Below are 14,843 nucleotides of genomic sequence, written 5' to 3' on the forward strand. Positions count from 1 at the left end.
TTATAAGTATAATAACATAATTACATACATTAAAAACATAAACTTATTAAATATTTGTAAAATTTCAAACGTATTCATTATTCTTTTAACTATATATGTTAATCTTTTATACATCTGTTTTATTAAATTTGAAAGGAGTTAAATACATGGAAAACAAATCTAAACAGTTTTCAAATGTGTTTATTTTTGCTTCAGTTATTGTAGGGTTACTGGTAATTATTGGAGCCATCTTCCCTAATCAATTTGGTTCAATTTCTGGAGCAATCGGAAGTTTTATTACAGAAACGTTTGGTTGGTACTATATGCTACTTATTAGCATTATTCTGATATTTTGTATCACACTTATTTTTCATCCAATTGGAAAGCTTAAGTTAGGAAAGCCTGATGATAAACCAGAATTTAATACCATTTCATGGTTAACAATGCTATTTAGTGCAGGTATGGGTATTGGACTTGTATTCTATGGATCTTCTGAGCCCATTTCACATTATCTATCGCCGCCAACAGCGAATAAAGAAACAGAAGCTGCTCTAGCTGAAGCCATGCGTTCAAGTTTCTTACATTATGGACTACATCCTTGGGCAGTTTACGGTATTGTTGCATTGGCTCTTGCATATACACAGTTTAGAAAAAATGACTTAGGACTCATTTCTCATACATTACGTCCTATTTTCGGAAATAAAGTAGAAGGTCCATTAGGTACTGTTATAGATGTTCTAGCCGTTTTTGCTACTATTATCGGGGTTGCAGTGTCACTTGGTGTTGGCGCCATGCAAATTAACGGTGGTTTAAATTATTTATTTGGAGTGCCAAACAATAAACTTATTCAAGGTGTTATTATTCTTATTGTTACAGTTTTATTCTTAATTAGTGCTTGGAGTGGCTTAAGCAAAGGTATTCAGTATTTAAGTAATTTAAATATGCTTTTAGCTGCGATGTTACTTATTATTATTATAATTGTAGGTCCTACAATTTTAATTATGAATATGTTCACTTCTTCAATTGGTGAATATCTAAATACACTTATTTTCAATAGTTTCGATGTTGCTCCACTTAATTCACAAAAACATGAATGGTTACAATCATGGACGATTTATTATTGGGGTTGGTGGATGAGTTGGTCACCATTTGTAGGTATCTTCATTGCACGTATTTCAAAAGGCCGTTCGATTCGTGAATTCGTTATAGCAGTATTAGGTGTACCTACAATTATTAGTATGCTATGGTTTACAGCCTTTGGTATTACTGGTATTGAAATTGGTAAGCAATCTAAACATATCTTTAGTATGCCACCTGAAACACAATTATTTGGTATTTTCAATGAAATGCCTATGGGTACAATTTTGTCATTTATCGCTATTATCTTAGTAGGCTCATTCTTTATTACATCCGCAGACTCAGCTACATTTGTATTAGGCATGCAAACATCATTTGGTCGTTTAAATCCATCCGGTTTTGTTAAAATTGTCTGGGGCGTGATGTTATCAGCGATTGCCTATGTACTTTTATTATCTGGTGGATCGACAGGTCTAGATGCGCTGCAATCTGCTGCTATTATTTCAGCATTACCATTTAGTTTTGTTGTTATTTTAATGATGATTTCATTTTTCAAAGATGCAAATCAAGAAAGAAAATACTTAGGTTTAACCTTACAACCTGATCATCAACGTAAAAAGGACTATATTAAAAATAACACAACTCAACAATCTAAAATCAAATAGGACAGAAACTGAGACATCATTAAATGTCTCAGTTTTTTTATTGATAGCCGATGATTGAATTGAACATGCCTTTGTCGCAAGCTTTTTTCAACCTTAGTCCTCTTTTTTGGGGACGACACATTCAAAATGAATTCTATCTACTCTTGTAGTTTGTATAAGATATCTTCTAAAACTCTACTATAAAAGGTCACAGCGAATTGAAGACATTCGTTGTGACTTTATTTTTAAAATGTTCCTGGATTGAAGTTAGTCTTCCATTCATTAAATGGCCAATATCTCCAAACGACTTTACCTACAAGTTGTTTTTTATCTACTAGACCTACAACATCAAATCGGCTATCTATACTATTTTGTCTATTATCTCCTAAAACTAAATATTTATCTTTAGGAAGTTTCATTTCACCATTTGAACCTTTAATTTGACTTGATTTAAATGAGCCTGTTAAATATTGACCTTGTTTGTGTTTCTTATTGTAATCTAAATACGGTTCAGACACTTTTTTATTATTTACATATAATTGGTCTCCCTTATATTCTACTGTATCCCCTGGTGTACCAATCACACGTTTAATAAAATCACGTTTTGAATCTTCATGAAATACAACGACATCACCATTATCAATGTGATTCATAGATTTAGAAATTTTACTTATAATCACTTTATTGCGATCTTGAAACGTTGGATACATCGAAGACCCAGATACTGTATAGGATTCGCCAATAAACTTTGTTACTACAATAACAACCAGTAGCCCCACTACAATGGATATAACCCACTCCATGATTTCTCGTTTCACATTTCATCCCGCCTATCATTTGTTTTATTCTCGATGACTTCTACTCTATCATACATACTTTTCAAACACGTTTCATTCTTCTTACGATTGATTTCTATTTGAATCTTTCACATTCGTAAGATATCCCTCTTACTTTGTAAGGTTAGATAAAGGCACCGCTTCATTCACTCTTTTAAAATAAGAAGTGTAATAGAGATAAGGAGTGATGAGATTGAAATTATTATTAAGAATCATATTAACTATTCTTGTCATTATTGTAGTCATTATAGGTGGTTTATTTGGATTAAACGCATATTCAGACCAACATCCTAACAATCGTTCTATCAATGATTGGAATAAATTAAATCCCTTAGCACCAACGCATAAGTATTATGTTAAGACTCAAAAACCATCAAAAGTGGAAGTCATTGATAAGGAAAAAGACTTCTACATCTACCATTACAATCAAACAGGTTACACCAAAGATGGTAAAGCTAAAAACATTGATTACACAGCGTCTAAAAAATTAAAACAACATCATTACTTAGTTGTAAGCGAAAAATCTCACACCATTACATCATATAAAGAAGTAAAACAATCAGACATTCCAACTAAAGCGAAAGAAAAATTATAAAACTTACAAGGAGTATGAGAATCATGCCTATTTTAAACGTTAATCATGTATCAAAAATTTATGGAACGAAACAAAAATTTAAAGCACTACACGATATTAATTTTTCAGTCGATAAAGGAGAATTCGTTGCAATTATGGGCCCATCTGGTTCAGGTAAGACAACCCTTCTTAATGTTATCAGTTCGATTGATAGCATTTCAGACGGTACTGTAGAAATCAGTGGCAATGAGATAAACCAGTTGTCTAATAAAAAATTAGCACAATTTCGTAAGAAAGAACTTGGTTTTATTTTCCAAGATTATAGCGTTTTACCTACATTAACAGTTAAAGAAAATATTATGTTGCCATTATCTGTCCAAAAAATGAAAAAAGATGAAATGGAAAAAAACTATCAAGACGTCACAGAGGCACTTGGTATTTATGATTTAAGTGATAAATATCCTAGTGAAATTTCTGGAGGTCAACAACAACGTACAGCTGCTGCACGTGCTTTTGTACATCGACCATCCATCATTTTTGCAGATGAACCCACAGGTGCACTGGATTCAAAAAGTGCACAAGATTTACTTCATCGCTTAGAAGATATGAACAAACAATTTAATAGTACGATTATTATGGTTACTCATGATCCTTCAGCAGCAAGTTTTGCACAACGTGTCATTATGTTAAAAGATGGCGATATTCATTCAGACATTCATCAACAAAGTAAAACAAAATCTACATTTTACAATGAAATTATTCAATTACAATCAGCCCTAGGCGGTGTGGCAAATGACGTTTAATCAAATTACATTAAAGAATTTAAAAAGTAATATCAAACATTATGTATTATATCTTTTTTCATTAATCTTAAGCATCATCTTATATTTTAGTTTTGTCACATTACAATACACACATAGCTTAAATAATGGTTCATCAAAAATAATCAATCAAGGTGCAAAAGTTGGTTCAGTTTTTTTATTCATTACGATTATCATTTTCTTAATGTATGCGAACCATCTATTTATTAAACGTCGTACACGTGAATTTGCATTATTCGAACTCATTGGACTAACACGTGGTAACATTCTTAGAATGCTTGCTATCGAACAAATCACTTTATTTATTAGTACAGGCATTATTGGCGTTATCATTGGTATTTTAGGTTCAAAATTATTGCTTTCAATATTAATAAAACTGATGCATTTACACATTCATGCATCTATAGGATTTGAAGTAGCTGCTTTAATTCAAACAATGATCATGCTAATGTTAGCGTTTATTTTAATTATGTTAGAAAATGCGATCTTTTTAAAACGAAGAACCATACTTTCTATGATGAAAGACAGTATGAAAACAGAAGCAGTAAAAGCGAAAATCACCACGCCAGAATGTATTGCTGGTATTCTTGGACTCATAATGATGATGTTAGGTTATTATATGTCTACAGAAATGTTTGGTAAATTTCAAGAATTAACAATGGCCTTATTAACGCCATTTATTATTTTATTCTTAACTGTAGTAGGCGCATATTTGTTTTTCAGAAGTTCAGTTTCAATTATTTTTAAATCTTTAAAAAAATCAAAACAGGGTCGTGTCTCTATCACTGATGTCGTCTTTACATCTTCGATTATGTATAGAATGAAGAAAAATGCGATGTCTTTAACTATTATTACAGTCATTTCAGCAGTTACAGTAACAATATTGTGTTTTGGAGCAATTAGTAAAGCAAATGCTGACTTTAATATTCAATCATCGTCACCTCAAGATATTAACTTTACTAAAGTAAAGATGGCCCAACAATTTGAACATCAACTTAACCAACACGGTATACCATATACAAAAAAAACGTATGAAAATGCCAATACCCATATTATTGAAAATGATGTCATTAAAAGTAAAACGGGTAATGCAATGCAAAATGAAAGTATATCAATTATGGCTGATCCTCATATCAAAGGTCATCACGCTACAATTACAAATTTACAAGGTCCACTTTCAATGATGTTTAATGTTCAAATTCATAAAGATTTAAAACTAAAAGGGCAACAAGTAAAGACATTTTATGTAGATAAAAAAGATTTAAATGAAATCATTCCAATGGATGCTTCACTGGGTGGACCAGTACTTAAAATTAGCGCAGACAACTATAATGCTTTAAAAACAAAAAATCAACTTACACATCATTATGGTTTTAATATTAAGCATCATAGCGATCTTTCAAAAGCTGAAACATTAGCTAAAAAAGGAAACCAAAATGTAGTTTTAAAAAGTGAAACCAAAAAAGCAATTGATGAAAGTAATGGCATTCTTATATTTGTCACTTCTTTCTTAGGTCTTGCATTTTTAGTGGCAGCTGGTTGCATTATTTATATTAAACAAATGGATGAAACTGAAGATGAAATAAATAATTATCGTATTCTGCGACGTATTGGTTTTACAAATACTGATATGATAAAAGGACTAGCCTTAAAAATTATATTCAATTTCGGTTTACCATTAGTTGTTTCTTTACTCCATGCCTTTTTTGCAGCAAACGCATTTATGATCTTAATAGGTAATTATACATTGACACCTATCTTCATTGTTATGATTATCTATTCGCTCGTATATCTGATATTTGCAGTTATTTCGTTCATTCATTCAGAACGCATCATTAAAGACGCCATTTAAATAATAAATTGAAAGGACATGTTAAAATGACTATTAAAGAAATTATTCAACACGCATATGACGACTTAGTAAGTTTAAAAGTAAATTGGTTTAATGGTATCATGTTAGCTCTGATAGTATTAGTTGTTAGTAGCATTACAACGCCATTTATTGGTGTGCCGGTAGGCTTACTTGGCGGTGGCTATATTTTGAAAAGATACGAAAAAAATAACCATTAGAATAAAAAAGGAAGCTCAAAATAAATTGAGCTTCTCTTTCATTAATATTTTAAAAATATCTCTGTTAAATATATACTTAAATAACACATACATAAAAATAAACCCACTATAAAAATAAAAGATAATATACTAGTAAATAGATTCCTTTTTTCACTAGATTTTACTTCGTTTGGATCTTTACCATTCATAAAAGCTACTATTCTATCGTAGTTATCTAAATTATATTTATACTTAATTTTATCTATTTGAGTACCACTATAAAAGCTAATTAAAAAAAGAATAGCAATTATTATAAATCCCCATGAATTAAAATAATATAAGAGAGGACCTATAAGTATAGAAGACAAAGTAAATCCAATAATCATAACTAACGACCAAATGTTCATTTTTCTTTTTATAGATTCTTGTTTATTTGAATTTAAATCTCCTCTAACTAAATCATCTAGTGAGATATCAAACAACTCACACATTACTAGTAAATTATGAATATCTGGATAACTCTTTTCATTTTCCCAATTTGATATTGTCTGTCTAGAAACATATAATTTTTCTGCTAAGTATTCTTGAGAATATTCATCTCTTTCTCGGTATTTTCTTATTTGTTGACCGATATTCATTCATTCACCTCGTTATAAATTAAACTATTTTTATTTAATTTTTAAAATCATAATACTATATTTATAAAAGCGTTTTTTCTAATAAAAGGCTATCAATTTTCTTTTACATTATCTTAGTTTTAGTGTAAAAAATGTTTTACATTTTAGTATATCGCAATATTTTAAGATCTTTAGAACAAATATAAGCAAAGTATTGGTGGTGAAATTCCTAAAGGGGTAGGACAAATTAAAGATTGAGACCTTAATCATAAATAAACATGAAAAGATTTTGAGTTGACATAAACTGAAACCATCCCCTAGGAAAGCGAAATCGTATAATACTGATTATTAATAAAAAACCCATAGATTAAAATCATCTACGGGTTATATAAGAATAAGAATTATACTCTAATTTCTTATAGTTTCAATATTTTTATTATTCAATATTATATGCATCTAAAATTACTTTTAATAACTTTTTAATATAAGTTTCATTAAGGACGTTAGGTTTAATTAATATATTGAAATAAATCGGTGAAAAAATTAAATCAATAAATAAATCTTGGTCCGCTTCGTCAATATATTTAGAAATAATAGTCTTCAATATTTTACGATTGCTATCAAAATAACCTTTCATAAATATGTCACGTGCTTCAGATTTTTGATAACTAATTAATATTTCAATCACAGCACGACCTAAATGAGTTTGATAAATATTCATAATTCTTATTAGAAAATGATACAATTCATCGTACATCGTTTTATAATCATTTTCAAAAACGTGGATTCGACTGACAAACATATCGACAATAATAGATGATTTATCTTTCCAACGTCTATAAATCGTCGCTTTAGAAACACCAGTATTTTCAGAAATTTGATCTATTGTTATATCTCTAAAATAAGTCGTTTCTAATAACTGATCAATTTCTTTAAATATTTTTTCATTGATTGTTGGATCTTTCGGTCTTCCAGCCATCTTTTCTCCTTCTTAAACGTGAAATAAATTCTACAATTTCAAAGATAATTACTGCACTCATAAACCATACAATAAAACCAACCAAAATACTAAGTAACCACTCATGTGTAGAATATAACATTGCCCATGTTGCTAAGATACTACATAATACACCTGTCATACCAAAAACTGCACCTCTACTAACATGTTTGGCAACGACATCCCCATGTTGCATACCAGTAATAAATAAAGAAACAAGAAATACTGCAGGTAATGTTGCAAAAACGCCACCTAATTCCTTCCAAGGTAGCATAACTGAAATAATATAACTTAACATAACGGCTAAACCACCCACGAGAAATTTGATAAAAGTTAATTTCATTAAAAAGTCCTCCAAATATTAAGAAATATGTCGTACTGCAAAAATAGCAATTGAAATGACTAACCAACAAATAAATGCAAACGCTGTACCTTTTTTATAATCTCGTTTACTTATATAAAGCGACGTAATCAATACTGTAATGATGCAAGAAATAATACCTATTATAGCTCCTGAACTAAGATGTATCGACATTTGAATCAGCTGTTCTCCTCGATGATCTATAGCTAAAGCAATAATAGCTGCTAGGTAGACTGCCGGCATAGTCGCAATAATGCCGCCCATTTTTCCTCCTACTTTCTCAGCCATCATTGATGCAAAGGCAACAGCGATACCTCCAATCACAAAATGAAGTATCGCACTTGAAATTGATATTCCGAACACATGAAACCCTTCTTACCTTAATTATTAAACGATACGTTTCGTTTATTAATATTGTAATTCTATTTTCAAACTATGTAAATATGAAATAAAAAATCAATTATTATAAAAGAATTGACAAAAAAAGAACAGGGTACTGAATACAACATTCATTCTACCTGTTCTTTTAGTCATTAACGTTTATATAGTTTTATTTTAATTTCGTAATAATTCTCGTGGTCTTTATCACGATGCTCAACATGAATACCCGAGTCTTCAATGGCTTGAATACTCTTACCAACTTCATCACGTGCTTGTGTCAAATCTTTAGCAAATTGGAATGTTTTTGCTTTTACTTTTTCAGGAGCTAATTTTTGTTTCACACGAGCTTCTGTCTGTTTGACATTCAATTTCTGAACAATAACTTGTTCAATCAATTGTTCTTGATCCGCTTCTTTTAAGGATAATACTGCGCGTGCATGGCGTTCTGTAATTTTACCTTCACGTAATCGTACAATTACTTTTGGTGCTAATTTAAGTAAGCGTAATTTATTAGCAATAAAACTTTGGCTTTTTCCAAGACTTTGCGCTAACTCACTTTGAGTGGTCTGTCCAATTTCAAGTAACTTTTTATAAGCTTCGGCTTCTTCTATTGCAGATAAATTTTCACGTTGGATATTCTCAATAAGGGCTACTACAGCAGTTTCTTCATCATTCATATGTCGAATAATGACGTCTGCTTTAGATTGATGCAAGGATTGTAATGCTCTAAATCGTCGTTCACCAGCAATAATTTCATACATATTCTCTTCTATAGGTCGAACGACAATGGGTTGTAATAACCCATGTTCTTCTATCGACTCAGCAAGTTCTGTAATTTTACTTGAATCAAACACTTGGCGCGGTTGATAACGGTTAGGTACGATACGCTCTATTTGAATGGATTCCACACTTGAATGACGATTTTCTTCAATATAATCAACGATGTCTTCTTTATTTTTTAAACCAAATAGTTTAGAAAAAGGTTTTTTCATTGTCCATTCACTCCTCTTAAAATCAATTTTAACATGAGTAACCGAAAAATTGATTAATTTTCTAATAAAGGAGCTTTATTAGGCGTACCAGGTTTTCTAGGATATTTTTTAGGTGTTTGACGGCGCTTATCCACTATAATCATTTGTCGTTCACCTGCATCTTCTGGTAAATCAAACGTGTAAGAATCACTAAACGCTCCACCTAAGATGCTTATACCAAATTGTGCTTCTGCTAATTCTTCTTCACCTTTTGCAGACTTTAATGCAATAAACTGGCCGCCTTTTTTAACTAACGGCAAACATAACTCACTTAGAACAGTAAGTCTTGCCACTGCACGTGCTGTTACCACATCATATGTTTCTCTATTGACACCTTTACCAAATGTTTCTGCTCGATCATGAACAAAACTTACTTGGGTTAATCCAAGTTCAACTGCTAAATGATTTAAAAACTGAATACGTTTATTTAATGAATCGACAATGGTAACTTTCAATTCTGGAAAAACAATTTTTAAAGGAATGCTTGGAAATCCAGCGCCAGCCCCTACATCACAAAGTGTTAATGGCTGATTAAAATCATAGTAAAATCCAGCTGTAATAGAATCATAGAAATGTTTCAAGTAAACTTCATGCTCATCAGTAATACTTGTTAAATTCATTTTTTCATTCCATTCAACAAGCAAACGATAATAGGTTTGAAACTGTTGTTGTTGTTGATCTGTTAATTCAATACCTTGCTCACTTAACGCTTTTGTTAACCATTCGATGCCACTCATTAATTTTTCACCCTTTGTAATTTACCTTGTTCTAAATATACAAGTAAGATAGAAATATCTGCAGGATTAACACCTGAAATACGTGATGCTTGCGCAATATTTAATGGTTTAACCTCTGATAATTTTTCTCGTGCTTCAGTAGCTAAACTATCCACTTTACTATAATCTAAGTCTTCTGGAATTTTCTTTTCTTCCATACGTTTAACTTTTTCAACTTGTTGTAATGATTTATTGATGTAACCTTCATATTTCGTTTGAATTTCAACTTGTTCTTCTACCGCTTCTGGTAACTGATGTGTTTCTTCTAATATCTCTAAAATTGTATTATACGTCATTTCAGGTCGGCGCAATAAATCAATGGCTAAGATACCATCTTTTAAGCGAGAACCACCATGAGCTTCAATCACAGATTGCGTATGTTCATTCGGTTTAATACGGATATTTGATAAACGGTCAATTTCATCTTGAATTTGTTGACGTTTATCATTAAAACGTGCATAACGTTCTTCAGAAATCATGCCTAAGTCATAACCAATATCAGTTAAACGTAAGTCGGCATTATCATGACGTAATAATAAGCGATATTCAGCACGAGAAGTCAATAAACGATAGGGCTCATTCGTTCCTTTTGTTACTAAATCATCAATTAAGACACCAATATAAGCATCTGAACGACTTAGAATTTTTTCGCCTGTACCTAATACGTTACCTGCAGCATTAATACCTGCCATAATGCCTTGGCCTGCTGCTTCTTCATAACCAGATGTACCATTAATTTGCCCTGCAGTGTATAAGTTTTTAATCATTTTAGTTTCTAATGTTGGCCATAATTGTGTTGGCACAATCGCATCATATTCAATCGCGTAACCTGCACGCATCATATCTGCTTTTTCAAGACCTGGAATAGTAGCTAACATTTGACGTTGAACATGTTCAGGAAGACTGGTTGATAAGCCTTGCACATAAACTTCATTCGTATTACGTCCTTCTGGTTCTAAGAAAAGTTGATGACGTGGTTTGTCGTTAAAACGTACAAATTTATCTTCAATAGATGGACAATAACGTGGACCTGTACCTTTAATCATACCTGAATACATGGCTGATAAATGTAAATTATCATCAATAACTTTATGTGTACGATCATTTGTATACGTGAGCCAACAAGGTAGTTGGTCTAAAATGTATTCGGTAGTTTCAAAACTAAACGCACGACCAACGTCATCGCCAGGTTGAATCTCAGTTTTAGAATAGTCGATGGTTTTAGAATTCACACGTGGCGGTGTACCTGTTTTAAAACGCACAACTTCAAACCCAAGTTCTCTTAAATTATCAGCTAATGAAATAGATGGAAGTTGATGGTTTGGACCACTTGAATATTTCATATTCCCTAAAATGATTTCTCCACGTAAGAATGTACCTGTCGTGATGACTACAGCTTTCGCATGATACTCTGTACCTATGTTCGTACGTACACCTTTAACTTCATCATTTTCAATCAATAATTCGTCTACCATACCTTGCATGATATCTAAGTTATCTTCATCTTCAATGACACGTTTCATTTCTTGTTGATAAAGCACTTTATCAGCTTGAGCACGTAATGCACGAACTGCTGGACCTTTACCAGTATTAAGCATACGCATTTGAATGTGTGTTTTATCAATGGCTTTAGCCATTTGGCCACCTAATGCGTCGATTTCACGTACTACTATTCCTTTTGCTGGGCCGCCGACTGATGGGTTACATGGCATAAAGGCGATATTATCTAAGTTAATGGTTAACATTAACGTTTTAGCACCACGTCTTGCTGAAGCTAATCCCGCTTCAATTCCAGCGTGACCGGCACCAATAACAATTACATCATATTCTTGAACCATTGAATGGACCTCCCTATTTTTTCTTAATTATTATTATTCATTTTAGACTACTGACCGTCTTAATTTTTATTATTTACCTAAACAGAATTGACTAAATAGCTGATTAATTAATTCATCACTTGCTGATTCTCCAATAATTTCTCCTAATAATTCCCATGTACGAGTTAAATCAATTTGAACCATATCCATAGGAATACCAGCTTCAGCTGCATCAATAGCATCTTGAATTGTTTGTCTTGCTTGTTTTAAAAGTGAGATATGTCTAGAGTTTGAAACATAAGTCATATCTTGATTTTGTACTTCTCCACCAAAGAATAAATCTCTGATTTGTAATTCTAATTCGTCGACACCTTCTTGTTTTAACATTGATGTTTGAATAAGTGGTGTGTCCCCTATCATAGTTTTAACTTCTTCAATATCTAATCGACGCTCTAAATCTGTTTTATTAACGATAACAATCGCATCTTCATTTTTTATGACTTCATATAATGTACAATCTTCTTCAGTTAAAGGCTCGTTGTTATTTAATACAAAAAGGATTAAATCTGCTTCACTTAATGCTTTACGTGAGCGCTCTACGCCTATTTTTTCTACAATATCTTCAGTATCACGAATACCTGCTGTATCAACAAGTCTTAACGGGACACCACGTACATTAACGTATTCTTCTAATACATCTCGAGTTGTTCCAGCTACTTCAGTGACAATGGCTTTATTATCTTGAATAAGATTATTTAGCATTGAAGATTTACCTACATTCGGTTTACCGACAATCACTGTAGATAATCCTTCTCTCATAATCTTACCTTGAGTACCGGTTTCTAATAATTGATCAATTTCATTTTTAATTTTTTTAGATTGCGCAAGTAAAAATTCCGTTGTTGCATCTTCAACATCATCATATTCTGGATAATCAATGTTCACTTCAACTTGGGCAAGAATTTCTAATATCGATTGACGTTGTTGTTTAATTAAATCACTCAAACGACCTTCAATTTGATTCATTGCAACTTTAGAGGCTCTATCCGTTTTAGAACGAATGAAGTCCATGACTGCTTCTGCTTGAGATAAGTCAATTCGGCCATTTAAAAACGCACGCTTAGTATATTCGCCAGGTTCCGCCATTCTAGCGCCATGTGTCATGGTAAGTTCTAGTATACGATTAATTGTCAAAATACCCCCATGACAATTAATTTCAATAATATCTTCACGTGTAAAGGTCTTTGGTGCACGTAAAACTGAAATCATCACTTCTTCTACAACTTCATCTGTCTCAGGATCTATAATATGGCCGTAATTAATAGTGTGTGATGGAACATCTTTTAATTTTTTCTTTCCTTTATATAACTTATCACCTATTTCAACCGCTTCTGGACCAGACAAGCGTACAATACCAATTGCACCTTCTCCCATTGGAGTTGAAATACTTGTAATTGTATCAAAATCCATTATCCATTCTCGCCTCCCTAGTTAAGTAAAATTTCAATATAATATTGTAATAAGTTTCTAATTAAATTGCGAATATATTGTTTTATAATCTACTGGTTAGTCTTCGGTTTGTCTAACATTAGACTTCCGTCAGTCTAAATTTATTTAATTCTCTTATTAAATACCTTTGCTATTTTCAATACATGTTCTAAACTGCCTTGAATCTCTAAAGTTGACATATTTTTAGCAGGTTGTCTCGCTATTACAATAATATCTTTTGAAATCATATCTTGCTTATGCACTTTAAAATTTTCTCTAATAGCACGCTTAATACGATTTCGAGTTACAGCATTTCCGATTTTCTTAGAAACGCTAATGCCTAAACGAAAATGTTCATACTCATTCTTTAGTGTATAAACAACAAATTGTCTATTGGCTACAGATTTTCCCTTTTTATAAATTCTTTGGAAATCACTGTTCCTTTTTATACGATAAGCTTTCTCCATGCTTAAAATCACTCGCTTACATTGTTCTTATGTTACATTGATCTATTAAAATGTATTTGTTTAAAACGAAAAAAAAGACCACTGAGAAGTCAGTGATCTTATGCTGATAAAACTTTACGGCCTTTACGACGACGACGCGCTAAAACTTTACGGCCATTTTTAGTGCTCATACGTTTTCTGAAACCATGAACTTTACTATGTTTACGTTTATTTGGTTGATAAGTACGTTTTACCATGCAAAACACCTCCATCTACATATTATATCTCGTTCACTACATCTACTTCTAATGAACCTGACTATTTTAATAGATAAATGATAATTGTTAATATCAAATAATTTTGATTTAATTCGATTTTATCTAGTCATAATTCAAGCAACTACTACAATATAACAAATTACCATTTATAAAGCAAGCAACTTTTGAAACCAATTAATGATTTTCAAGAATGTCTTTTAGTTATATCACTTTTATTTTTTAATATTTATACATTTCATTGATTCAGTAGCTTCTCAATTTTATACATATTTAATACACGTTTATAAATTATTTCCCAAACCTGTTATAGTACATTGAATTATGGTATCATTTTTTATCCACTTATTCACATATAGTATTTAATTTTTTGTGGATAATCAATAGCATATTCACAGATTTATACCAAATTTACAAACATATTCACAGCCATTTGACATCTATTGCAGTTAAAAAGTATAATTGTGTGGATAAGTCGTCTGAATCATTTATCTTATAGGATTTTTTTATAAATTCTATACGTGTTTTTACTGTGTATAAATCATAGCATATATAAAGTTATCCACCGAATGTGATTAACTTGTGGATAATTATTAACATGCTGTGATTATTTTTATCCACGCTTATAAAAACTGTGTATAAGTCTTAAATTTATAGAAAGATGGAGTTTATAT

16 protein-coding genes are annotated in these 14,843 nt (G+C 31.4%); 5 read left to right on the plus strand and 11 right to left on the minus strand.

What is annotated here, in order from left to right:
• The first annotated feature begins 146 nt into the window (after window positions 1-146).
• Window positions 147-1,721, plus strand: a complete 1,575-nt coding sequence (locus NST64_RS11315; RefSeq protein WP_049418794.1) for a BCCT family transporter — start codon at window positions 147-149, stop codon at window positions 1,719-1,721.
• A 224-nt stretch (window positions 1,722-1,945) separates the two neighbouring features.
• Here NST64_RS11315 and lepB read toward each other — a convergent pair whose 3' ends face one another.
• Entirely contained in the window at window positions 1,946-2,518 is a 573-nt protein-coding gene (gene lepB / locus NST64_RS11320; protein WP_002447986.1) for a signal peptidase I, read from the minus strand.
• 205 nt (window positions 2,519-2,723) lie between these two features.
• On the opposite strand from lepB, the gene NST64_RS11325 reads away from it, so the two are divergent.
• The 4 genes from NST64_RS11325 to NST64_RS11340 are packed head-to-tail and all read left to right on the plus strand — an operon-like array spanning window position 2,724 to window position 6,001.
• Complete coding sequence (locus NST64_RS11325) at window positions 2,724-3,131, plus strand: YxeA family protein (protein WP_002454543.1); 408 nt, start codon at window positions 2,724-2,726, stop codon at window positions 3,129-3,131.
• A gap of 23 nt (window positions 3,132-3,154) precedes the next feature.
• On the plus strand, window positions 3,155-3,913 hold the full coding sequence (locus tag NST64_RS11330; protein ID WP_002448021.1) for an ABC transporter ATP-binding protein: 759 nt from the start codon (window positions 3,155-3,157) through the stop codon (window positions 3,911-3,913).
• Window positions 3,903-5,783: an FtsX-like permease family protein gene (locus NST64_RS11335; RefSeq protein ID WP_002488117.1), complete on the plus strand. Its 1,881-nt coding sequence runs from the start codon at window positions 3,903-3,905 to the stop codon at window positions 5,781-5,783. The genes NST64_RS11330 and NST64_RS11335 overlap by 11 nt, the downstream gene beginning before the upstream one ends.
• A 26-nt stretch (window positions 5,784-5,809) precedes the next feature.
• A complete protein-coding gene (locus tag NST64_RS11340) occupies window positions 5,810-6,001 on the plus strand; it encodes a VraH family peptide resistance protein (RefSeq protein WP_049418797.1) in 192 nt (63 codons plus the stop codon).
• Between the two features lie 41 nt (window positions 6,002-6,042).
• Here the strand turns inward: NST64_RS11340 and NST64_RS11345 are convergent, their stop codons facing one another.
• The 10 genes from NST64_RS11345 to rpmH all read right to left on the minus strand — a co-directional run bounded on the left by NST64_RS11345 (window position 6,043) and on the right by rpmH (window position 14,151).
• A complete protein-coding gene (locus tag NST64_RS11345) occupies window positions 6,043-6,618 on the minus strand; it encodes a helix-turn-helix transcriptional regulator (RefSeq protein ID WP_002454546.1) in 576 nt (191 codons plus the stop codon).
• A 415-nt stretch (window positions 6,619-7,033) separates the two neighbouring features.
• A complete protein-coding gene (locus NST64_RS11350) occupies window positions 7,034-7,576 on the minus strand; it encodes a TetR/AcrR family transcriptional regulator (RefSeq protein WP_002454547.1) in 543 nt (180 codons plus the stop codon).
• Window positions 7,542-7,937: a DUF3147 family protein gene (locus tag NST64_RS11355; protein ID WP_049418800.1), complete on the minus strand. Its 396-nt coding sequence runs from the start codon at window positions 7,935-7,937 to the stop codon at window positions 7,542-7,544. The genes NST64_RS11350 and NST64_RS11355 overlap by 35 nt, the downstream gene beginning before the upstream one ends.
• Window positions 7,938-7,955: 18 nt before the next feature.
• Window positions 7,956-8,318 (minus strand): DUF3147 family protein, encoded by a 363-nt coding sequence (locus tag NST64_RS11360; RefSeq protein ID WP_049418803.1) that lies wholly within the window; start codon window positions 8,316-8,318, stop codon window positions 7,956-7,958.
• Window positions 8,319-8,488: 170 nt separating this feature from the next.
• The gene (noc, locus tag NST64_RS11365) at window positions 8,489-9,328 is read right to left on the minus strand and encodes a nucleoid occlusion protein (protein WP_049418808.1); all 840 of its coding nucleotides are present in this window, start codon (window positions 9,326-9,328) and stop codon (window positions 8,489-8,491) included.
• Window positions 9,329-9,381: 53 nt separating this feature from the next.
• The gene (gene rsmG, locus NST64_RS11370) at window positions 9,382-10,104 is read right to left on the minus strand and encodes a 16S rRNA (guanine(527)-N(7))-methyltransferase RsmG (protein WP_002447968.1); all 723 of its coding nucleotides are present in this window, start codon (window positions 10,102-10,104) and stop codon (window positions 9,382-9,384) included.
• The gene (gene mnmG, locus NST64_RS11375; protein WP_002447946.1) at window positions 10,104-11,981 is read right to left on the minus strand and encodes a tRNA uridine-5-carboxymethylaminomethyl(34) synthesis enzyme MnmG; all 1,878 of its coding nucleotides are present in this window, start codon (window positions 11,979-11,981) and stop codon (window positions 10,104-10,106) included. Before mnmG ends, rsmG begins: the two co-directional genes overlap by 1 nt.
• A gap of 69 nt (window positions 11,982-12,050) precedes the next feature.
• Entirely contained in the window at window positions 12,051-13,430 is a 1,380-nt protein-coding gene (gene mnmE, locus NST64_RS11380) for a tRNA uridine-5-carboxymethylaminomethyl(34) synthesis GTPase MnmE (RefSeq protein WP_049418811.1), read from the minus strand.
• Window positions 13,431-13,570: 140 nt separating this feature from the next.
• Window positions 13,571-13,915 (minus strand): ribonuclease P protein component, encoded by a 345-nt coding sequence (gene rnpA / locus NST64_RS11385; protein WP_002454552.1) that lies wholly within the window; start codon window positions 13,913-13,915, stop codon window positions 13,571-13,573.
• A 98-nt stretch (window positions 13,916-14,013) separates the two neighbouring features.
• Entirely contained in the window at window positions 14,014-14,151 is a 138-nt protein-coding gene (gene rpmH / locus NST64_RS11390; protein WP_000240855.1) for a 50S ribosomal protein L34, read from the minus strand.
• Window positions 14,152-14,843 lie beyond the last annotated feature (692 nt).

Origin of the sequence: Staphylococcus sp. FSL W8-1268, assembly GCF_038003965.1 — a bacterium.
GTDB lineage: Bacteria > Bacillota > Bacilli > Staphylococcales > Staphylococcaceae > Staphylococcus > Staphylococcus hominis.